20 protein-coding genes are annotated in these 20512 nt (G+C 63.4%); 8 read left to right on the top strand and 12 right to left on the bottom strand.

Annotation, left to right across the window (positions count from 1 at the left end; translation table 11 throughout):
* Positions 1–33: 33 nt before the first annotated feature.
* The gene (locus D3227_RS13885; protein ID WP_120014674.1) at positions 34–1284 is read right to left on the bottom strand and encodes a hypothetical protein; all 1251 of its coding nucleotides are present in this window, start codon (positions 1282–1284) and stop codon (positions 34–36) included.
* Between the two features lie 166 nt (positions 1285–1450).
* Between D3227_RS13885 and D3227_RS13880 the strand changes: the two genes are divergently transcribed.
* Together D3227_RS13880 and D3227_RS13875 are read left to right on the top strand one after the other, a co-directional pair.
* Positions 1451–2506: a CapA family protein gene (locus tag D3227_RS13880; protein ID WP_120014791.1), complete on the top strand. Its 1056-nt coding sequence runs from the start codon at positions 1451–1453 to the stop codon at positions 2504–2506.
* A 76-nt stretch (positions 2507–2582) separates the two neighbouring features.
* Complete coding sequence (locus D3227_RS13875) at positions 2583–3554, top strand: DUF3137 domain-containing protein (RefSeq protein WP_120014673.1); 972 nt, start codon at positions 2583–2585, stop codon at positions 3552–3554.
* A gap of 95 nt (positions 3555–3649) precedes the next feature.
* On the opposite strand, the gene D3227_RS42665 is transcribed toward D3227_RS13875, so the two are convergent.
* Complete coding sequence (locus tag D3227_RS42665) at positions 3650–3856, bottom strand: DUF2314 domain-containing protein (RefSeq protein WP_245451756.1); 207 nt, start codon at positions 3854–3856, stop codon at positions 3650–3652.
* Between the two features lie 275 nt (positions 3857–4131).
* Positions 4132–4389, bottom strand: a complete 258-nt coding sequence (locus D3227_RS13865) for a SemiSWEET family sugar transporter (RefSeq protein WP_245451749.1) — start codon at positions 4387–4389, stop codon at positions 4132–4134.
* 308 nt (positions 4390–4697) lie between these two features.
* Between D3227_RS13865 and D3227_RS13860 the strand changes: the two genes are divergently transcribed.
* Positions 4698–5324 carry a hypothetical protein gene (locus D3227_RS13860; protein WP_120014671.1) on the top strand — a complete coding sequence of 209 codons (627 nt, stop codon included), beginning with the start codon at positions 4698–4700 and terminating at the stop codon, positions 5322–5324.
* A 10-nt stretch (positions 5325–5334) separates the two neighbouring features.
* Here D3227_RS13860 and D3227_RS13855 read toward each other — a convergent pair whose 3' ends face one another.
* A complete protein-coding gene (locus D3227_RS13855) occupies positions 5335–5850 on the bottom strand; it encodes a hypothetical protein (protein ID WP_120014670.1) in 516 nt (171 codons plus the stop codon).
* Between the two features lie 921 nt (positions 5851–6771).
* Between D3227_RS13855 and D3227_RS13850 the strand changes: the two genes are divergently transcribed.
* Entirely contained in the window at positions 6772–7710 is a 939-nt protein-coding gene (locus D3227_RS13850; RefSeq protein ID WP_120014669.1) for a diacylglycerol/lipid kinase family protein, read from the top strand.
* Between the two features lie 92 nt (positions 7711–7802).
* Here the strand turns inward: D3227_RS13850 and D3227_RS13845 are convergent, their stop codons facing one another.
* Genes D3227_RS13845 through D3227_RS13835 form a run of 3 tightly spaced genes read right to left on the bottom strand, consistent with a single transcriptional unit; the run spans position 7803 to position 11541 of the window.
* Entirely contained in the window at positions 7803–8720 is a 918-nt protein-coding gene (locus D3227_RS13845; RefSeq protein ID WP_120014668.1) for an NAD(P)-dependent oxidoreductase, read from the bottom strand.
* Positions 8717–9928, bottom strand: a complete 1212-nt coding sequence (locus D3227_RS13840; protein WP_120014667.1) for a mandelate racemase/muconate lactonizing enzyme family protein — start codon at positions 9926–9928, stop codon at positions 8717–8719. The genes D3227_RS13845 and D3227_RS13840 overlap by 4 nt, the downstream gene beginning before the upstream one ends.
* The gene (locus D3227_RS13835) at positions 9925–11541 is read right to left on the bottom strand and encodes a GMC family oxidoreductase (protein WP_120014666.1); all 1617 of its coding nucleotides are present in this window, start codon (positions 11539–11541) and stop codon (positions 9925–9927) included. The genes D3227_RS13840 and D3227_RS13835 overlap by 4 nt, the downstream gene beginning before the upstream one ends.
* A 212-nt stretch (positions 11542–11753) precedes the next feature.
* On the opposite strand from D3227_RS13835, the gene D3227_RS13830 reads away from it, so the two are divergent.
* Entirely contained in the window at positions 11754–12149 is a 396-nt protein-coding gene (locus D3227_RS13830) for an acyl-CoA thioesterase (RefSeq protein ID WP_120014665.1), read from the top strand.
* Positions 12150–12653: 504 nt separating this feature from the next.
* On the opposite strand, the gene D3227_RS13825 is transcribed toward D3227_RS13830, so the two are convergent.
* Entirely contained in the window at positions 12654–13022 is a 369-nt protein-coding gene (locus tag D3227_RS13825; protein WP_167480688.1) for a winged helix-turn-helix transcriptional regulator, read from the bottom strand.
* A gap of 93 nt (positions 13023–13115) precedes the next feature.
* Between D3227_RS13825 and D3227_RS13820 the strand changes: the two genes are divergently transcribed.
* On the top strand, positions 13116–13721 hold the full coding sequence (locus tag D3227_RS13820) for an NADPH-dependent FMN reductase (RefSeq protein WP_120014663.1): 606 nt from the start codon (positions 13116–13118) through the stop codon (positions 13719–13721).
* Positions 13722–13776: 55 nt separating this feature from the next.
* Here D3227_RS13820 and D3227_RS13815 read toward each other — a convergent pair whose 3' ends face one another.
* The gene (locus D3227_RS13815) at positions 13777–14178 is read right to left on the bottom strand and encodes a winged helix-turn-helix transcriptional regulator (protein WP_120014662.1); all 402 of its coding nucleotides are present in this window, start codon (positions 14176–14178) and stop codon (positions 13777–13779) included.
* Positions 14179–14270: 92 nt separating this feature from the next.
* Between D3227_RS13815 and D3227_RS13810 the strand changes: the two genes are divergently transcribed.
* Positions 14271–15251, top strand: coding sequence for a quinone oxidoreductase family protein (locus D3227_RS13810; protein WP_120014661.1), 981 nt, complete (start codon positions 14271–14273; stop codon positions 15249–15251).
* Positions 15252–15265: 14 nt separating this feature from the next.
* On the opposite strand, the gene D3227_RS13805 is transcribed toward D3227_RS13810, so the two are convergent.
* Complete coding sequence (locus D3227_RS13805; RefSeq protein ID WP_120014660.1) at positions 15266–16567, bottom strand: glucoamylase family protein; 1302 nt, start codon at positions 16565–16567, stop codon at positions 15266–15268.
* Between the two features lie 396 nt (positions 16568–16963).
* Between D3227_RS13805 and D3227_RS13800 the strand changes: the two genes are divergently transcribed.
* Positions 16964–18208: a flavin-containing monooxygenase gene (locus D3227_RS13800; RefSeq protein ID WP_120014659.1), complete on the top strand. Its 1245-nt coding sequence runs from the start codon at positions 16964–16966 to the stop codon at positions 18206–18208.
* 123 nt (positions 18209–18331) lie between these two features.
* Here the strand turns inward: D3227_RS13800 and D3227_RS13795 are convergent, their stop codons facing one another.
* Both D3227_RS13795 and D3227_RS13790 read right to left on the bottom strand, forming a co-directional pair.
* On the bottom strand, positions 18332–19642 hold the full coding sequence (locus D3227_RS13795; protein ID WP_120014658.1) for a hemolysin family protein: 1311 nt from the start codon (positions 19640–19642) through the stop codon (positions 18332–18334).
* Between the two features lie 103 nt (positions 19643–19745).
* Entirely contained in the window at positions 19746–20453 is a 708-nt protein-coding gene (locus D3227_RS13790; RefSeq protein ID WP_120014657.1) for an LssY C-terminal domain-containing protein, read from the bottom strand.
* Positions 20454–20512: the final 59 nt, after the last annotated feature.

Below are 20512 nucleotides of genomic sequence, written 5' to 3'. Positions count from 1 at the left end.
GTCAGGAGCGGTGGCGTGCCGAGATGTACCCGCTCAGTTGAACCACAGCGCGAAAGTCAAAAAACCGGCGCCGCGGAACTGGCGCTGGATCTGGTCGAACTCCTCGCCTGTCAGGATCTTGCCGCTTTCGAGATAGGGCGCGATGGCGGGGCCGGTGATCGACAGCACCAGGTCGAAAGGTTTCGGCTCGTCGAAGAAGCGCTTCATGTTGATGCCCTTGTCGGCGATGCGGAAGTGCGGCAACAGCACACGGCCTTCGAGCAGGTCGTCGGCCATGGTCAACGCGGAGTGCCAGGCCTGGACCTGGTCCTCGCCGACCTCGAGGCCGGTCAGCGGGCTGGCGCCCTTCTGCTGGGGGCCGGGCAGCCATTCGCGGTCATTGTCGGTCTCGGCGCGGATTGCCTTCCAGTCTTCGCGCGACAGTCGGATCATCTCCAGCAAATGGCGGCGCGCCGCTTGCCGGCGTTCCGGCTCGACCACCTGCCAGTTGATGAGATGCACCAGCGAAATGAAGTCGGCAAAGCGCCATTCGGACGAAAAGATGCTGCCGTTCATGCCGCCGTCGAGCGGAACGAGCGTGTCCTGCAGCGGCAGTTTGGCGCGCGGGAACAGCATGTGGAACGAACCATCGAACGTGTTCCTGAAATCATGCGCCAGCCAGAAATCGGCTTGGGCCATCAGGAATTCGGCGTAGCCCTGCAGCCAGTAGCCGTCGGCACGATCGAAGCGGAACGTGAGGGTGGGAGCGGCGCCATCCGGAGCGGCGCCGCCGCGCGCGAGGGCCGCCATGATGGTGAGGGCGCTTTCGTCCGGCGCGATCTGGCCGTCCTCATTGAGATCGATGCCGAAACGGCCGAGATCGATGGCCATGCCGATATCCGCATCGGCAGGCACCGAGCCAAGCGTGGCGGCGGATCTTTCCAGCCGGTCGCGGAAAGCGGTCAGGATGGCGCGGAATTGCCCATAGGTCAGTGGCTCGGGGTTGGCATTGTCGGGCACGGGAAGCCGCATCAGCGGCAGCATGAAAGATTGCGGGCTGTCGAAACCGTGGCGGTGCAGGCCACTCGCCAGGATCTCCAGCGCGGTGAAGAATTCACCGGCGCCGGCGGCATAGGCTGATGCGGGATCGCTGGGAGCGGCGGCTTCCAGCGCGGCGAGCGCGCCATCGCGATCGGCCACGGTCTTGGCCTCGAACAGGGTGGCCGGATCGGGGGCCGCGGCATTGGCGGAAGCAAGCGGCAGCAGGATGACGGCGCAGGCCATCAGGCTCGAAAATCGCTTCATTTTGGGCCCCTCCCTTGGCAATCTGGCACAAACATACACGCATTCGGATCGTTGCGCCTATCGATCCCGTGCCGCGATAAGGTGACAATCGAGGCGCCCATTGCCGACAGATGCGCTTCAACCGATCGGGCAGACAGTCTACACAAGGCAAACAACTGGGCGCCGCGTGTCGAACTATCCGCTTTCCTACAAATTGTCCTGGCTGCCGCGTTTCCTCCGGCCGTCGCTGACTGGCGACGCGCACGGTTTCGCACCAGCGGCCGGGATGCTGATCGAACCGCCGCCGGCGCGGACGGTGCGGTTGGCCTTCGTCGGCGATATCTCGGCCGTCGCCAACCGCAGTGCGCCGGACTGCGATCCGGCGATCAAGGCGTTGCTTGCCTCCGCCGATCTGGTGGTCGGCAATTGCGAAAGCCCCATCGTCGAGCGGCCGAGCGCGGTGATGGGCACGAGGCTCGGCACGCATCATGCGATGACCGAACGCTTTCTCGCCGAGGCATTGGCGGCCGCCGGCGTCACGCACAAAAAGCTCGTTCTGTCGCTGGCCAACAACCATGTCCTCGACCAGGGCGTCGCTGGCTTCGATGAGACGGTCGCGGCGCTGAAGCGGCTTGGCATCCGTACCATAGGTACCGCCGCGAAGGGTCCGGTCGAGCGGCTTGCGGTCGGGCCGCTGACGATCGGCTTTGCCGCCTTCACGTTGTGGCGCAATGCCGATGCAAAAGAATTCTCGAGCCGCGTGTCCATGCAAGGCGACCCGGCGCGGTGGCCGCTGGCCGCGGCCAAGGGCGTCGATCTCGTCTGCGCGGTACCGCATTGGGACTGGGAGTTCCGGCATTTTCCGCACGCTGAGACGAGGATGATGGCGCGGCGGCTGGCCGGGCACGGCGTCGGGCTGATCGGCGGGCACCATGCCCATGTCGTGCAGCCGGTAGAGCGGATCGACAAGACGCTTGTCGCCTATGGGCTTGGCGATTTTCTCGGTACCGCCTTCGCCCGCCAGCCATGGCCGGGCCGTATCGGCTCCATCCTCACCGTCGATGTCAGCGCCGACCTCGGCATGCGCGGCAGGATCGCCGCCTATCGAATGCACCCGTTCATGCGGCTGCGCGCCGGCGATCATGAGCGGTTGGTTCCGTTGCAGGCGCTGGAGGGGCGGATACGCGTCAAGGTCGACGCCCGGCTGAAGGCGATTTTTGGCGAGCAATTCGCAAGCGTGTGAAAGCCGCAGGCTGGCGACTTTCCGGCAAAAGCGGCTATCATGCGATGGCAGAGTCAGGCTTGCGGCGGGGGTGGCGATGGAAACGGCGGATTTCATGCCGAGCGAGGCGGTGATCGCCGGCATCAGGAAGGATATCGAGGCCTATGAGGCCAGGCGGGCGTCGGCCTACCGGCAGGTGCGCTGGCGAGTGCCGGTGTTCATCGGCCTTGTGGTGGTCTTCGTGGTGCTTGTCGCCTGGTTCTTCAACAAGGTCGCCGACCCCTACGAGCAATGGTTCTCGACGCCGCACGTGTTCCTTTATGTCGGCGGTTTCGTTGCGGCGCTGGTGTTCTACTTCCAGGCGGTAAAGCCGGCGACCAGATTGCAGCAATCCTTCCGCGAGACGCTGCTGCCGATGATCTTCGGGTTCATCCAGGACATACGCTACCAGCACGGCGTTCAGCCGAATTCGTTCGACCGGTTGCCCCGTGAGACGGTTGGTCCCTTCAACCGGCAATCGTTCGACGATGTCTTTTCCGGCCGCTACGAGGGGTTTGCGTTCGAGCTTTATGAGGCAGAGCTGCGCGAGGGTACCGGCAAGGGCTCGTCCACGGCATTCAGAGGCGTCATCGTCGCCTTCGAGACGATCACACCATTCCCCGGCTCGCTGGTGGCGACGCGCCGGGCCAATGTGGTCGTTGGCTTTTTCCGCGGCATGTTCGCCAGCAGGATGGAAGAGCTGTCCTCCGGTGTGCCGGAACTCGATGCCGCCTACGAATTCCGCACCGACAATGTCGAAGCGGCGCGGCCGCTGGTCAGCGGCCGGCTGGCGCAGGCTCTGAAATGGCTCGGCGAAACCTGGCCCGACGACCCGGCGCGCGTGGCGCTCGATGGCAGCGATGGGTTCCTGCTGCTGCCGCAGCCGAAGGATTTCTTTGAGCTACCCGATATTTCGGTGTCGCTCGACTACCAGACCCATGTCGCGCCGATGATCGCGGACATGGGCGCGATGCTGGCGACGGCTGCACTGGTGCGCAAGATCGGCGCGACGGACGAAGCGGCGGGTTGAACGACAGCCGGGTATGGACCGCTGCCGCTTTCAACAGTCGAAGCGATAATTGCTGCGCACATAGTCCGCGTCCTGCTTGGACATCTTCTTCAGCATCACGCAAACGGTAAAGCTGCCGACCTGATGGCCGTTCTTGGTGTGGCCCCAGTCGGACTATCGTCGCGGGAAAATTTGATATACTTGCCGTTCACGACATTTTGGACCAGTTTCGGCTCGTTCGCCAATACGCCAGCAAAGTCGGTAGCGGTCTGCTCGAAAGGGATGACCCAGAAATGCTCCGTCGCATTTCCGTCCACGATCATGACCTTCAACTTTGAAGTCGTCGGTTCCCGGCGGCGGAGCTTCGGATAAAACCAGGAAGTCGTCCAGGCTGGATCGGGCCTGCGCAATCGCTGCCGTCATCTCCGGATCATCCCGGGCTACCATCACGGTCTTGTCGTCGCCTTGATCGGCGCTTTGCGCTCGAACAGGCGCGGGTACAAACACCAGCATCAGGGACAGCATTGCGTGGGCCGGAAACTTCATGGCACGGCCCCTCACGAGAGTGGCCGGCATCATCATGCATCAAATTCGGATTTCAACCGAAGCGCAGCTTCATGCCGAGGATGGCGATCACGAACAGGAAGGTGACGCCGTTGGCCAGGATGACCGGCCACGAGCCGATCAACAGGCCGTAGAGCGTCCACAGGAAAACGCCGGTGGCGATCGAGCCGGTGGCGAACAGCGAGATGTCGCCGGCGCGGCGTTCGCGCGCCACCTTGGCGACCTGCGGAATCCAGCCGAGCGTGGTGATAAGCGCGGCAAACGCGCCGATGATTTCAATTGTGGGATGCAAGGGAGGGACTTTCGAAGGAGCAGCGATTGTGCGGTGCACCATATGCCAGATTGGTCGAACCCTGGGAAGCGGGCAGACCGGCTGGACCAATGAACAGAACAATCCGGGTCGATCGCATCGTGGATCACCTCCAGGCTACCGGTTCTGGGCATGCCGTTCCCGCACTGGCCTATGGTTTTTGGCGGCCACGTTATCCGTCAAGAGGGGATGGTATGCGGTTGAACGCGAAGCGGCTTCGACCGCCCTGCTATTGGGCACGGCGATCGAAGGCGTTCAGCGAAACCGCTTTTAAGAGGATAGGACAAGCCATGCGAACGAGACTTGCGGCTGCAGCGCTTGCCGTGACTGTGTTTTACGTCGGGCTGGCCCGCGCCGACGACCTGAAAGCCTTCAAGCTGACGATCGATGGCGTGGTGGTCGACATCGACCCGGGCGAGGATGTGAACGTGAGCTTGCCCGGCGGCAAGACGAGCAAGGTGCGGATCGACCGCAATGACTTCGCCACCTTCTCGGGCGCCACTTTTTCCTTTGTTCATCCAAGCAACATTTCGATCACCAAGAGCGATCTCAGCGACAGCATCACCCAGTATCTCATGGCTTCGGCCCTCGGCACGATCGTCGTGGTGCAGGAATATGACAAGATGAACCCGGTGTCTCTCAACCAGCTGATGCTGCAGGAGATGACGAGGGAATCCGTTCAGGCGGGTGGAACGCTGACACAGGAAACGACGACCCGCAAGCTCGCCGACGGCAAGGAACTGACCGGCATCAAGGCCACCGTGAAGACACGTACCGACAGCGCTGACTTCGAGATCGTCGGCTTCGGCCTTGCCGATCAAGGGCTGCTGTTCATCACGCGAATAGGCGATCAGGACGTTGCAACCGAAAAGCCGCTGATCGACAAGTTCTGGGAGGACCTCAAGGTCAAGCTGTAGGAAAGATGGACTACAGTCCGCTCGGCACGATCCCCGCCAGCCAGTTCGCCGATCGTTTCGCCACGTCGACGGTCGCGGATGCGGCGCGGCTGAGATCGGTCTTGACCACGGCGTAACCAGCCTTGGTGCGGTAGAGCACGGCGCGGCCGCCATCGACCGCGGCTTCATAGGCGACGGGTCTTGCGGCTTCCGTTTCCATCGCGGTCGCCGGCGATCCGACGGGAATGCTCGGCCTGTGGCTGAGTTCAGGCGGCAGCGGATCGCTTGCGGCTTGCCTAGGCGTCGTCAACTCGGGTGCTGAGGCTATCGCCGCCAGTTGGGAGGACGGCACCGAGCCCTTGGTGCGGCAAATGCCCGAAACCAGCGGATAGTTGAAATTCTTCTGGTGAAGCATCTGGCTTTTCATCGCCGCCTCGCAGTCGGCAATGGTCGCCCACTTGGCCGGCGTCTCGCCGATATATTCGCAAAGCTTGGCGTCGCAGTCGCAGCCGACGATGGTCATGGCGACAAGGGCGGTCTTGATCACGGTCTTGTCCCTTTAAGTTGCCTCCCCCACCAGCACCAATCGCTGCGGAACAAGGCGGGATTTGGCCGCGAATGTGAAATGTGCGTGACGGAATGTTTCCGAGATGCCGGCTGTGATCGAGAAACATCAATCGTAACCGTGCCCAGCCTGGCGCCCGCCTAGATCAGCGCCGACAGAGCCGAGTGCAGTTCGCACACGGCGACGGTTAGCTCGGTGCTGCGCGCAGCCGGGTTGGCCGGCGGCGATTGGCTGAACAATGCGTGGGATAGCCCCAAAAACAGTCGGCGCTGGGATTTCTCCCAGCGCCTCCCTGTCAGATCAGGACACGGTCAGGGCAGCAACTTCCGCAAAGTCGTCGCGCCAAGCCGGCCTTGATTTTGACGGTCCTGCCAGTCACCACCCGAGGGCAGTGTCCGTTCCGGACCACGCCGATCTCCACCCTTGCGAGCTTCGCCCAGCGTGCCATCGAAGGTCTTTGCCGTCCTTCATGGCAGCATCGGTCCGCCGTCGGCGTTCGCACGCTTTCCGCGGCCCCGTAGGTCTCGGCTTCCGTCGCTCTAGCAGGCAAGCCTGCTATCGCTCAGGGCCGTACGGGCCTCAGGAAATCCGCCTTTTCGCTTTGCCTTTCGGCCTGGCGATCGGTAGCCGCCTGAGATGGGTTCAATGTACGCCGGGTAAGTGTCCGGGGGAACCTGCCTGAGCCTGTGGATAGCGGGATTATCGGGGACCAAGCTCGGCGGCGAAACATTTTTCGGCGGAGCGCCGTGATCGGCCAAATGAGGTGATCCGGCCTTGTTCTGCCGTGATCGGGCACTGCGCGATATTCCACACTTGCTCCGCAAGGCCGCGCGGGCTTCAATGCCGGCAAAATAATTGAGACGCAAGTGTTGAAGCGTCTGCAATGGCCTTGCGGGAGGTTGCTTGAAAGTCGGGGTGGTTCTCAATCCGATCGCCGGCGGCGGCAGGCTGAAGCGGCACTGGCCGGAGGTCGCGGCATCGCTGAAAAAACATTTTGGCGATTTCGAGCTGCGCGAAACCCAGGCCGAGGGCGACGCCGAAAGGCTGGCGCTCGACCTCGCCGCTAGCGGCTTCGATCTAGTGATCGCGGCGGGCGGCGACGGCACCGCGAGCGAAGTCGCCGATGGCCTGCTGCAGGCTTTCGACGAAAGCGGCCGTACGACCGAACTTGGCCTGCTGCCCTGCGGCACCGGCATCGACTTCGCGCGCGGCCTCGGCCTGCCGCGCGGGGTCGATGCGACGCTCAAGCAGATTGCCGAAGCCAAGCCGCGCAAGGTCGATGCCGGGCGCATCTGCTACATCGACGATCATGGCGCGCTGGCCAGCCGCCATTTCATCAACATCGCCAGCCTCGGCATGTCGGGCGCCACCGACCGTGCGGTCAACGCCGACAAGCGCAAGGGCAAGGTCTCGGCCAAGGCGCTGTTCTTCTGGCGCACCGTGGTGGAGTTCGTCCGCTATCGGTTCCAGGACGTCAGGATCACCGTCGACGATGGCACTCCGGTCGAGGCGCGCATGGCGCTGGTGGCGGTGGCCAACGGCAAGTTCTTCGGCGGCGGGATGATGATCGCGCCGGATGCCGAACTGGACGATGCGCAGTTCGACATCGTCATCCTGCGCGCGGCGGGCAAGCTTCAGCTGATCCGGGATATCAGGCTGCTCTATGGCGGACGGCATCGCAACCATCCGGCAATCACCATCCTGCGCGGCAAGAAAGTGGTTGTCGAACCGCTGGGCGATGTGGAAAAGAACGGCGCGCTGGTCGACATTGACGGCGAGTCGCCAGGGCGCATACCCGCCACCTTCGAGATCCTGCCCGGCGCGCTGACGCTCAGGTATTGAGTCAGGCCGTTAAGGAATTGATTCAGGCAGCTGTGGGCATGAATCCGATTATCCGCTCAATGTTCTGAAATCGTTTGTAAAATTTAGCCGCCTTAGATTTCCAGCTTTGCCGGAAAACCGGGCGCACGCAAGTCGGTGCCGACCGCATCCTCGAGCAGCTTGACGATCTGGGTCGACCAGGCGCCGCCGCCATAGGCCGCTTTGCCCTGTTCGAAAATCGCGTTGACGCGCGTGGCGAGGTCGAGCGGCACGCCGGATTGTTCGGCCATGGTAAGCGCGAAGCCGAGGTCCTTCAGCGCCAGATCCATGGTGAAGCCGATGTCGTAGGAGCCGTTGAGGACGAGCTGGCTTTCGGTCTCGTGGACGAAGCTGTTGCCGGAGGAAGCAACGATGGCGTGATAGGACTGGGCGAGGTCGAGCCCACCTTGCTTGGCCAGCATCAGCGCCTCGCCGGCAGCGACAAGATGGATGAAGGCCAGCATGTTGGTGATGACCTTGATCACTGCCGCCGAGCCGATCGGCCCCATCAGAAACGACTTCGCGCACATCGCCTCGATGGCCGGGCGATGACGCGAGTAGAGTGCTGGATCGCCGCCGACCAGCGCGGTGATCTTGCCGACCGCCGCCAGATGCACGCCGCCGGTGACCGGGCATTCCAGTGTCTCGACGCCCTTTGCCGAAGCGAACTCGGCCAGACGCACGATCTCGTCGCGGCCATTGGTCGACATTTCGATCCAGGTGCCGCCTCTGGGCAGACCTTCGAGCAGTCCCCCGGGACCGGAGAGCACCGTTTCGCTGACCTTCGGCGAGGGCAGGCAAGTGACGGCATTGCCAGCGCGCGCGGCAGCCTCGGCCGGGCTCCTGGCGGTAGTAGCGCCGAGCGCCACCAGGCGCTCGACTGCGGCCGGGTCGCGGTCGAAGACGGTGACGGCGAAGCCGTTGCGCAAAAGGCTGGCGGCAAGGTTGCCGCCGAGATGGCCAAGGCCGACGAAGGCGTAGCTTTCGCTCACGGCATCAACGGCGTCTGCATCATCTGCAGATGCAGGTCCTTGCCGTCATAGGGATGGGCGTCGCAGACCGCCTCGTTTAGTTCGACACCGAGGCCGGGCTCCTTGGATGGGATGACATTGCCATCCTGCCATTCGATCTTCTTCTTCAGCAGCGTGGCGTGAAAACCGTCCCATTGTTTCAGCGATTCCAGGATGAGGAAGTTGGGCAGGGTCACGGCAAGCTGGATGTTGGCGGCGCCGACGATCGGCCCGCAATAGCAGTGCGGCGCGACCTGGATGTGGTAGGCCTCGGCCATGGCGGCGATCTTCTTGGTTTCGAGAATGCCGCCCGAGCGGCCGAGGTCGGGCTGCAGGATGGTGGCGGCGCGGTTTTCGATGACGCGGGCGAATTCGAACTTGGTCGTCAGCCGCTCGCCGGTGGCGATCGGGATCGAGGTGCCACGGGCGACCTGCGCCATCACTTCCGGCATGTCGGGCGGCACCGGTTCCTCAAACCACAGCGGATCGTAGGGTTCGATGGCGCGGGCGAGCCGCAGCGCGCCCGAGGCGGTGAACTGGCCGTGCGTCCCGAACAGGATGTCGGCGCGCGTGCCGACCGCCTCGCGGATCGCCTTGATCATGCGGGCGGAGAGGTCGATGTCGACGAGGCGCGGCTGGTGGCCGTCAAAGGCGGTGTAGGGGCCCGCCGGGTCGAGCTTGACCGCATTGAAACCCTGTTCGACATATTCGAGCGCGCAGGCGGCGGCCAGGTCGGGGTCGTTGTAGACGTTCTTGCCGTGCGCGTCCTCGGAATGCACACTGCCGGTGTGCGGATAGAGATAGGTGTAGGAACGCAAGGTCTCGTGCACCTGGCCGCCAAGCAGCTTGTAGACCGGCTTGTTGGCCTCCTTGCCGATGATGTCCCAGCAGGCCATTTCGAGCGCCGAGAAACAGCCCATGCCGGACACGTCGGGGCGCTGGGTGAAGCCGGACGAATAGGCGCGGCGGAAGAAACTCTCGATGTCGTGCGGATCGCGGCCGACAAGATAGCGCTCGGCCATGTCCTCGATCATTTTTGCCGTGACGTGGCCCGAGAAGGTGGCGTTGTAGGCCTCGCCATAGCCGACCACGCCGCCGTCGGTGGTGAGCTTGACGAAGATGAAATATTTGCCGCCGATGCCGGGCGGCGGGTTGCCGACAACCCAGGTCTTGACGTTGGTGATTTTCATTTCTGATCCTCCAGAACCAGTTCGGCGCCCTTCCATCCGGTCAGGATCGAAGCGGCGTTGGTGTTGCCGGTGATGTTGTCGGGAAAGATCGAGGCGTCGATGACGCGCAAGCCTTCGATCCCATGCACCTTGAGGCGCGAGTCGACCACGGCGCGCGCCGGGTCCGGTCCCATGCGGCAGGTCGACACCGGGTGATAGACAGTGCCCGAGCGCTTCCTGAAATCCTGAATCAGATCGGCGTCCGACGTGATCGAGGGGCCGGGCAGCACTTCTTCCTCGATGATCTCGGCCATGGCCGGCATCGAGGCGATCTTGCGCACGAACTTCACCGCCGCCAGCATTTCGTCGACATCGGCGTTGGTCGAATAGGCGTTGGCCGTGATCCGCGGATAGTCGCGCGGATTCTTCGAGCGGATCATGATCTCGCCGCGGCTCGACGGGCGGCAGTTGGAGAGGCCGATGGAAAAACCCGGCCACGGGTCGGGCGTCAGGATCGGGCGCTCGCCGCTCTTCGGAATGACGGTCGAGAAAGCCTGGAAATAGAGCTGCATGTTGGGGCGAGCAGCGGTCGGGTCGGTGCGGAAGAAACCGCCGGCATTGTTCATCGACAGGGACAGCGGCCCCGAACGGGTCAGAATGTATTGCATACCGACCATGAGCTTGCCCCACCACGGGCGCAAGACCTGGTTGAGCGTCGGCAGCCTGCCCTTGAAGGTGTAGTTGATGCCGACATGGTCCTGCAGGTTCGCGCCGACATTCTCGTTGGCGTGAGCGACCGGAATGCCCAGCCCCTTGAGCAGCGCCGAAGGGCCGATGCCGGAGAGCTGTAGCAGTTGCGGCGAGTTGATCGAGCCGCCGGACAGGATCACTTCGCGGCCGGCGCGAGCGGTCTTCGTTGCGCCATTCTGCAGATATTCGACGCCGACGGCGCGCTTGCCCTCGAACAGGATTCTTGTGGCTAGCGCATTCGTCTCGACGCTCACATTGGCGCGCTTAATCGCCGGGCGCAGGAAGGCGCGCGCCGCCGACATGCGGCGTCCGTTCCGGGTGGTGATCTGGTAGATGCCGACGCCTTCCTGGGAGGCGCCGTTGAAATCCGGATTGAGCGGCAGGCCGGCCTGCTGGCCAGCGGCGAGATAGCGCCGGGTCAGAGGGTGGACCGCGTTCGTGCAGTCGGTGATGTGCAGCGGACCGCCGACGCCGCGCCATTTGTCGGCGCCGGCCTCATTGTCTTCCAGCGCCTTGAAGGCCGGCAGGAGATCGTCGTAGCCCCAGCCGGGGTTGCCGGCGGCTGCCCAGGCGTCGAAATCCTCGCGCGCGCCCCTGATATAGACCATCGCGTTGATCGAGCTGGAACCGCCCAAAAGCTTTCCGCGCGGCCAATGGTCGGCATTGCCGGCGAGGCCGGGGTCCGGCTCGGCCTTGTAGTTCCAGTTGACCGCGGAATCGAAGAAGGTCTTGCCGTAGCCAAGCGGCATCTGCACGTAGAAGCGCCGATCAGTGCCTCCAGCTTCGAGCACCAGCACCGAGAAGCGGCCCGAAGCCGACAGTTTCTCCGCCAGGACCGAGCCGGCCGAGCCGGAGCCGACGATGATGAAATCACAGATCTGCATGATGGGTTGGGCGGCTCCGGAATTTCAGGCCACAGCCTAGACGTCGCGGCGTTCCAAAGTCGCCGTGCCTTCCGGCATTCCTTGTGAAAAAAGCGACTGCTACTGGGACGTGCTTTTCGCAATGACTGGCATTTCCGACATTTCGAGCGCGTTGACGCCTCGACGGCATGCCGATACGTGATTGGACCTAGCGACTACGAGGGGATTTCCGCATGGTGCATTACGCTGAAGGACGGCCGATCGGTGATCTGACGCTGAGGACGCTGGCCATGCCTTCGGACGTCAATGCGGCGGGCGACATTTTTGGCGGCTGGGTGATGGCGCAGATGGACCTAGCCTGCGGCATCCGCGCCGCCGAGCGGGCCAAGGGGCGCGTGGTGACGGCGGCGGTGAAGGAGATGTCGTTCGCCAAGCCGATGAAGATCGGCGACACGCTTTGCATCTATACCCATGTCGAACGTGTCGGCCGCACCTCGATGACGCTCAAGGTCGAGGCCTGGGCGCAACGCTATCTCAGCGACCTGATGGAGAAGGTCACTCATGCCGATTTCGTCATGGTGGCGCTGGACGGCGAGGGCAAGCCGAAGGCGGTTCCGGCGGAAGGCTGACTGGCGCGATTTTCGCAGATTCCCGACGATGGCAAGCTCCTGCCGGGCACTACCGATGGCGACCTCGGCGCAGGTCCTTGGCGCGCTGCCCGCGAATGCGGCGAGAGCAGGGCGACGCGGCCGGAAGACAATGCGTCAACACATGCTGAACGGTGCTGTGATGAGTGGCCTTGCGACCCTGGTCTGACAGCGCCTGGTGCAATCTCGGTTGGCGAGGTCCAGGGAGGCATTTCGGGCGCGAATTTGGTATCGGAAATCCACGCCACAGTCGGTAGTCGGCCAAGTGTCGGACCTGCATCCGCAACGCCTCTGATGCAGCCGCAGAACCGCCGCGTCGCCGCCATGATTAGACGGCCATGCCTCTGCCGATCTGCGGAAATTGCTTGATCCGAAGACGATCCGGGAGCTCGGCCGGATCAGGGAACCTCCGCCGCGCTTGACGCGGCTGCGGCAGCGGGCAGCGCCCATTGAGAGCGATGGGAAAGACCTTGCAACGCAAGGGTTTCAGGCGTGCATCCCGTCGAACTTTTCGCGTGCCGCCCTCACGCGCTCGGTGTTCTTGCGTGCCCATTCACCGAGTGCCGCGACCGGCACCAGCAGCTCGCGGCCGAGGTCGGTCAGCTCGTAATCGACGCGTGGCGGGATGGTCGGAAACACGGTGCGGGTGACGAAGCCGTCGCGCTCCAGCCCGCGCAAGGTGGTGGTCAGCATCTTCTGCGAAATGCCGCCCACGGCGCTGCGCAATTCATTGAAGCGCAGCGGTCCGTCGCCGAGCTTGCCGACGACGAGCACGGTCCATTTGTCGCCGACACGCTGCAGGATCTCCGAGATGGCGCGGCAATCCTCGGTGCGGTGTGGGTGCCTTGGTAACAAAAAAGTGCCTCCTTGCGCTTCGCGCAGACAGTCACTCATATATCTCAGGTATCTAAACGATACCACTATTTCCTGCATGGAGAGCCTCCCAACATGTCCAAGCCCAAGATCGCTATTGTCGTCGGTTCGACCCGCGCCGCGCGTTTCGCCGATGTACCCACCCAGTGGATCGCCAAGATCGCCAAGTCGCATGCCGACATCGACGTCGAAGTCGTCGATCTGCGTGATTTCCCGCTGCCGTTCTTCGACGAGGTCGCGTCCTCCGCCTGGGCGCCGTCGCAGAACGAAGTTGCGCAGCGCTGGCAGAAGAAGGTCGCCGAGTTCGACGGCTTCATCTTTACCGCCGCCGAATACAATCACGGCCCGACGGCCGTGCTGAAGAACGCCATCGACTACGCCGCCAATGAATGGAACAAGAAGCCGGCCGGCTTCGTCGGCTATGGCAGCGTCGGTGGCGCGCGCGCCGTCGAGCAGCTGCGCCTGCATGCCGTCGAATTGCAGATGGCGCCGGTCAAGTCGGCGGTCCATATCGCCTGGGGCGATTTCCTCGCCGTCCGTCAAGGCGAGAAGAAGCTCGAGGAGCTGGAGCACCTGAACCAGGCTGGCGCCGCGCTCGTCAACGACGTTGCGTGGTGGGCCAAGGTCCTGAAGGCAGCGCGCAACGCCGATGCGATCGACCAGGAAGCCAAGGCGGCCTGATCGTCTTTCGAACTATATCCTCCCAAGGATATGGGGCGGCGCTTGCGCCGCCCTTTCAATTTCCGGAGGCTGCTGGCGCTTGTCGCGGCAGCCTCGGACTGATGATGCAGTCGGCCAGGCGGTCCTGCTCGTTCAGCTCGTCGGCATGGTGCTGTCCCCATTCGCAGAGCGCCAGCAGGATGGGCTCGAGGCTGAGGCCAAGCGGCGTGGCGGAATATTCGACGCGCGTGGGGATTTCGGCGAAGATTTCGCGGCGGACGAGGCCGTGCTCCTCCATTTCGCGAAGCTGCTGGATCAGCACCTTCTGGGTGATCGCGGGCACCAGCGACTTCAGCGCCGACAGCCGCCTCGGCCCATCGAAGAGATGATAGAGGATGACCGCCTTCCAGCGACCGGAGATCACTTTCAAGGCGCGTTCCGCCGGCAGCATCGGCAGTCTCTTGATCGGTCCGGTCATGGTCACCTTCCGGTCAGCAGGGGACAAATGTGTGTGTAGTCCGGGCCACGCAGATAGTGGCAAACAGCAGCCGTTGCCATAGCGAGGTTGCCATGCGAGCCATTCAACTCACCCGTTTCGGCGGTCCCGACGTCCTTGATGTCGTGGACATGCCAAAGCCAGAGCCACGGGACGGCGAGGTGCTGGTCCGCGTTCATGCGGCCGGCGTGAATTTCTTCGAGGCGCTGATGCGCGCGGACCGCTACGCGGTCACGCCACAACTGCCCATGATCCTCGGCGTCGAGGCTGCCGGGACCGTGGAGGCGGTTGGGTCAGGGGTGGATTCAGCGCTGCTCGGTGCACGCGTCGCAGCGCCGCTCTTTGCCTCAAGCCGACCCTTTGGCGGTTATGCCGACTATGTCACGATCGACGCGGGCCTTGCCGTGCCTTTGCCTGAAACGCTCTCTTTCGGGGATGCGACGGCATTGATGGTGCAGGGGCTGACGGCCTTGCATCTGCTGCGACAAAGCCCGCCCGCCGGCAAATCGGCGCTGGTCACTGCGGCCGCCGGCGGTGTTGGGTCGCTGCTCGTCCAGCTTGCCAAACGAAGCGGTGCCAGCACTGTGATCGCTGCCGCCGGCAGCAAGGCCAAGCTCGATCTGGCAGTGTCGCTCGGCGCCGATGTTTCGGTCGATTACAGCAGGGCGGATTGGGCCGCCGAGGTGCGGGAGGCGACAGGCGGCGCCGGCGTCGACATCGTCTACGACACCGTGGGCGGCGCGCTGACGGCGGCAGCGCTTGACGCGCTCGCGCCCTGTGGCGAGCTGGTGTTTGCCGCGCTCGGCAGATACGCACTGGGCACTGCCGAGCTGGAAGCGATGATCGGCCGCAACCAGTCGCTAAGAGGGTTCGCCCTGCTGCCGCTGCTTACGCCTGCCGGGCTGCGGGAAAACCTGTCGGAGCTTTTCCAGCTTGCCGCCAGCGGCCAGCTTGTCGTGACGACAGGCGCACGCTTGCCGCTCGACCAGGTCAGCGAGGCGCATCGCCTGCTCGATGATCGGCGCTCGACCGGCAAGGTCGTGCTAATGCTATGAGTCTAAAAGGGTCTTCATAACCAACCGCCCGAAAACCCGGCTCGGCGCAGTCCCGTGGCGATGGCAGGCACGCGGCGCATCAGCCGCCACAGGAAGTCCGACCGGTAGTTCTCGATCATTAGGGCGATCGGCCCCTGATTGATGCCGACATGGTCCGGCGATACCCACCCGCAGGACCGCCTGTCGGCGGCGGCGATTGTCGGATTGAAGCTTGCGGTGAAGCCGTACGGGTTGCCCTCGTGCAGGTCGATTTCGTGGAAATGGCGCAGCGCCGGCAGGACGATCTCCGGCGCAAAGGGCAGTGAAGTAATCGCCGCCCATGGCGACAGCGTGCCGTCATCCGGACCGAAAGGCGCGCCGCGCGCCAGATAGCTGTAGAAGCGGCGGCCACCAGCCGTCTTCTGACGTTTTGTCGGGCCTGGGCCATCGCTGGCGGTGATGCCCCAGCAAGTCTCACCATAACCACTAAAACCTTTTGGATTGCGGATGGCGTAGTCACGCTGCAGATAGGTCGCCTGGCGGCTATTTTCGAAATAGTCGCTGCCGTGATTGCGCATGAAAGCATCGCCGATGCCGCGAAAGTCGATCCAGACATGCGAGAACTGGTGGACAAACAGAGGACCGGCATAAACCAGTTCCCGGCCATAGATCTTCTTCCACTTGTAGGTGGACAGCCAGGCCGCATAGCTCTCGGGCGGCAGCGGATGGGTCGGCGAGCCGAGGCCCAGCACATAAAGGATCACCGCCTCGTCGTAGCCTTGCCAGCGGTAGCGCAGGAAGCCTTTTTCGGGCCGCCAGCCATGGGTGACGGTGGCGCCGCCGTTCTGCGCCCAGCGCCAGTCGGCGCGGCGGTAGAGCGCATCGGCAAGGTGGCGGATTTCCAGTTCGGATTCATCGTCCCCGTCGAAATAAGCGCCGGCTGCCAGCATGCCGGCCAGCAGGAGCGCCGTGTCGACCGTGGACAGCTCACACTTCCAGACGCGGCGGCCGGTCTTCATATCGAGGAAATGATAGTAGAAGCCGTTGTAGCCGGTGGCGTCGGGCTCCGGCCCGTGCGGCGCGTTCCAGAAGAAGCGAAGTGTGGCGAGCGTCCGTGCAGCGGCGGCGGCGCGCGTCATGAAACCGCGCTCGACACCGACGGGATAGGCCGACAAAGCGAGCCCGACGGCGGCTATGCTAGCGGGCGATCCTGGCGTGTTGCGGTCGGCGACCAGGCCATTGGCCGGGTTGGCCTCCTTGAGGAAATAGTCGAAGGACAGGCGCTGGGTGTTCGAGAGAAGCTCGTCGTTCAGCTTGTGTTCGCTCGATGCATCCATGGCTGCCGATATAGAGGCTTTCGCTGTGCTTCCCAGCTTTTTCGGTGGTCAATCATAAGTGAGGAAGGCGAAGGCGGATAGCGGTAGGCGCGAGACGGCGCCAAAAATTCACACTGAAACACAGCTCCTTCTGTCGCAAAACACGCCGCGCCAATCATCACTGCTGAACATTTGGCGACGTGCGTCAGTGGCGCGAGCACGCCGCAGGTCCGAAAGCCAGACAAGCGCCAGACGTCCATAGAGGCGCGCTTACACGAGACGCGACATCTTAGTCATCGCCTCGCCAAGTGCTGTCGTCCTCGTTTTGTTATGCGTGAGAGCAACGCCGTACTGGAAAGCGGACCATTTACTGATTTCACAAAAGTACAATAAGGTGACGATCAGAGGGGGAGCGTAGTGACGGGCGGAACGGACATTCTTGATGCCGTCGTCATCGGTGCCGGTTGGGCGGGACTAGGCGTCAGTCATGCGCTGACGCAGCGCGGCTTGCGTCATAGAGTGTTGGAGCGAGGTCGCATCGGTGAGACTTGGCGGACCCAGCGCTGGGACTCCTTTCGGGTAAACACACCGAACAGCCAAACGGTCATGCCTGGGGATATCTATGACGGCCCCGATCCCGACGGTGCGATGACAAGCGGCGAGTTTGTCGCGCTGCTGGAGGACTATGCCGGCCGGTATGGCCTCCCGGTGGAAACCGGTACGCCGGTGACCGACCTTGTCGCGAGCGACGGCCTGTACCGACTGGCCATTCCGAGCGGCGCCGTGTGGTCGAGGAATGTGGTGATCGCCAGCAGCAACCAGAATTGCCCGACGCGCCCGCCTTTCTCTGCTTTGTTGCCACCCGAAGTCCAACAGATTGATGCATCAGCCTACCGCAACGCATCGGCTCTCGACAGTGGAGCCGTGTTGGTCGTGGGTAGCGCCCAGTCCGGCGGCCAGATCGCCGAGGACTTGGTCCGGGCGGGGCGAACTGTGTTTCTTTCAACGGGACGAGTCGGCCGGCTGCCCCGAATGTACCGGGGTACTCACATCAGTGTCTGGATGGTTCTTACCGGACTGATGGATGTGACGCGCGGGGAATTGCTTCAACAGGGGCCTATCCCGGGAAGGGCACTGACAGGAGCGCTCCATACGATCAGCCTGCAGTCCCTCAGTGCGCAAGGGGTTATCTTGCTGGGTCGGCTCACGGGCGTCGACGACGGCCGCCCCTTGTTCAGCAACGACGCGGAAGAGCATGTTCGCCACGCAGACGAGGGCTCCGCTAGAATTCGAAACCAGATCGACGACTACATCGCGCGCAACGGGATCGATGCCCCCGAGGCTGAGCCGGACCCGGCCGAGGTGATTACCGCGGACCTGCCGAATCCAGCAATCCGATCACTTGACCTCGCCGCGCGAGGGATCACAACGGTGATCTGGTGCACCGGGTTCAGAGGCGATTTCGGGTGGGTGCGCGTTCCCAATGTGCTCGATGCACAAGGCCAACCATTGTACGAGAACCGGTTCGCGAGCGCCCCTGGCGTGTATTTTGCCGGCCTGCCTTTCGCGATCTCGCGGCGGTCGGGAACAATATTGGCAATCGCGGAGGAAGCAGCCCTGCTGGTCGAAGATATCCAGCGTCGTTTAGACACCTGCATCTGACGTCCCGATGCAGTGATGCCGACTCTAGGCGAGTATCATCCGTTAGACGGCTTCTACCTCTCGCGAGATTCATGCGTTTAAGATGAATGGCCGCTTCGGGTCAAAATGCCGGCATTCGAACAATCAGCGCACCACCTCGCGGTGGCCGCTCGCCAGTCGCGTGGCGATGAGTTTGTCGATGCGGCGGCCGTCGAGGTCGACCACCTCGAAGCGCCAGCCTTGCGCGTCGACGCATTCGCCGGTCGCCGGCAAATGGTGCATGTGCGACAGGACATAGCCGGCGACGGTCTCGTAGTCGCGGTTTTCCGGCAGGTCGATGCCCAAAATGTCCGCCATCTCGTCGGCCTGCATGTAGCCGGCGAGCAGCCATGAGCCGTCCTCGCGCTTGACGGCGTTTTCCTCTTCGCCGGCGTCGAGATCGGCGCGGAAGACACCGGTGATGGCTTCCAGGATGTCGGCCGGGGTGACGATGCCTTCGAAATGGCCGTATTCGTCATGGACCAGGGCCATCGGGACATCCGATTCCTTCAGTTTCGACAGGACGTCGAGTGCATCGGCCTGGTCATGCACGATGGGGGCGGCGCGCACGTGCCGGCGCGGCTCCAGCGCCCTGCCGCCGAGGATCGCCGCCAGCACGTCGCGGGTCTGGACGACGCCGATCATGGCGTCGACGCCGCCGTCGCCGGCCGGCAGGCGCGAATGCTGGGTCTCCATTAAGAGCTTGCGTATGGTGGTCTCGTCGGACTGCAGATTGATCCAGTCGACCTCGGTGCGCGGCGTCATCACAGCGCGCACGGCGCGGTCGCCGAGCCGCATGACGCCGGCGATCATGCGCCGCTCGTCGGATTCGATGGTGCCGTGGTGCTCGGCCTCGGCGACCAGCATCTTGATCTCCTCGTCGGTGACCTTCTCCTCGCTCTCGCCGCGCTGGCCAAGCAGCCACAATATGGCGCGACCTGAAATGTCGAGCAGGAAGACCAGCGGTGCCGAGATGGTGGCGAGGATGGTCATCGCCGGGGCGACCCGTGCCGCAACCCGTTCAGGGTCGCGCAATGCGATCTGCTTCGGCACCAACTCGCCGACGATCAGCGAGCCATAGGTGATCAAGGCAACGACAATGGCGACGCCGAGCGGGTCGGCAACGGTTTCACGAATACCGGTCGATGCCAGGAACTGCGCCAGCCGCGCGCCGAGCGTGGCGCCGGAGAAGGCGCCGGAGAGCACGCCGACCAGGGTGATGCCGATCTGCACCGATGACAGGAATTTGCCGGGATTGGAGCCAAGCGCCAGCGCGCGTCCGGCACCCTTGACGTTGCGGTCGATCATCGCCTTGAGCCGGGCCGGCCGTGACGAGACGATGGCAAGTTCGGACATCGACAGAAGGCCGTTCACACAGATGAGGACGACCACGATGGCGATTTCAACATAAAGCATGCGCGGTCAATAGCATTGCGGCGAGGTCTTCGAAAATAGACGGCCATGATTTTTAGAAGAACACGCCTCGCGGCCATTTCAATCCGATCCCGGACCTATGATTTCAAGGCAATTGCCTGAGCACCCCAATCACTGCCTTGCCGTCGGTAAAATAGGGATCGCCGCCGCCATTGCGCCCGGTCTTCGTCGCGCCGATGCCTGGTATGTCGCTGGACGAGATCAGCATGCCGGCGGCGCGGAGGTCGCCGATCAGGAAGTTGCGCTCTGTATCGATGTCGGGACCGATATGGTGGGTTATGGCGCCGGTGTCGTGGCTGAGGCCGACACCACGATCGAAACTGGCGGATCCTAGCCAAAGCGGCCGCCCGTCGTCGCCGCGGGCTTTGCTCTGCCAGAAGCGGACGTGGTGGCGCCGGTCGGCGCTATCGCCGACCGGGTTCTCGAAGGCCAGGTCCTGGGCGCGGCCCTCGAACAGCAGCCGGCTGACCGGCGCATCGGGGTAGGGGCGGCCGAACAGCACGCTTTCGCCGATCTCGATCGCCGTCTTCAGCGTGATGGCATCAGCAGTGTCCCAACCGGCGACGGCGAAGGCGTGGACGACCTCCTTTTCGGTGCCGATGAGGCCGACATTGATCGGGTCGCCCGGAATGCCTTGCGGCGTGTGCGTGATCATCTCGAAGCGCTCCGTGCGGAAGCCGCGGTCTCGCCACGTCCAGAATTCGGGCGCTGCGAAATAGGCGAGCGCCAGATAGAAGGCGCAGAACGCCGCCAGCCAGATTGCGGCGCGTCGTCGAAGAGTGCGTTGGCTCATCCGATACCGCCAAACATGTACGGCATCACTCTATGCGACGTTGCCAGCCTTGGGCAGAG

Origin of the sequence: Mesorhizobium waimense (genome assembly GCF_003601975.1) — a bacterium.
Taxonomy (GTDB): Bacteria; Pseudomonadota; Alphaproteobacteria; order Rhizobiales; family Rhizobiaceae; genus Mesorhizobium; species Mesorhizobium waimense.
This window is presented reverse-complemented; position numbering and strand designations above follow the sequence as displayed.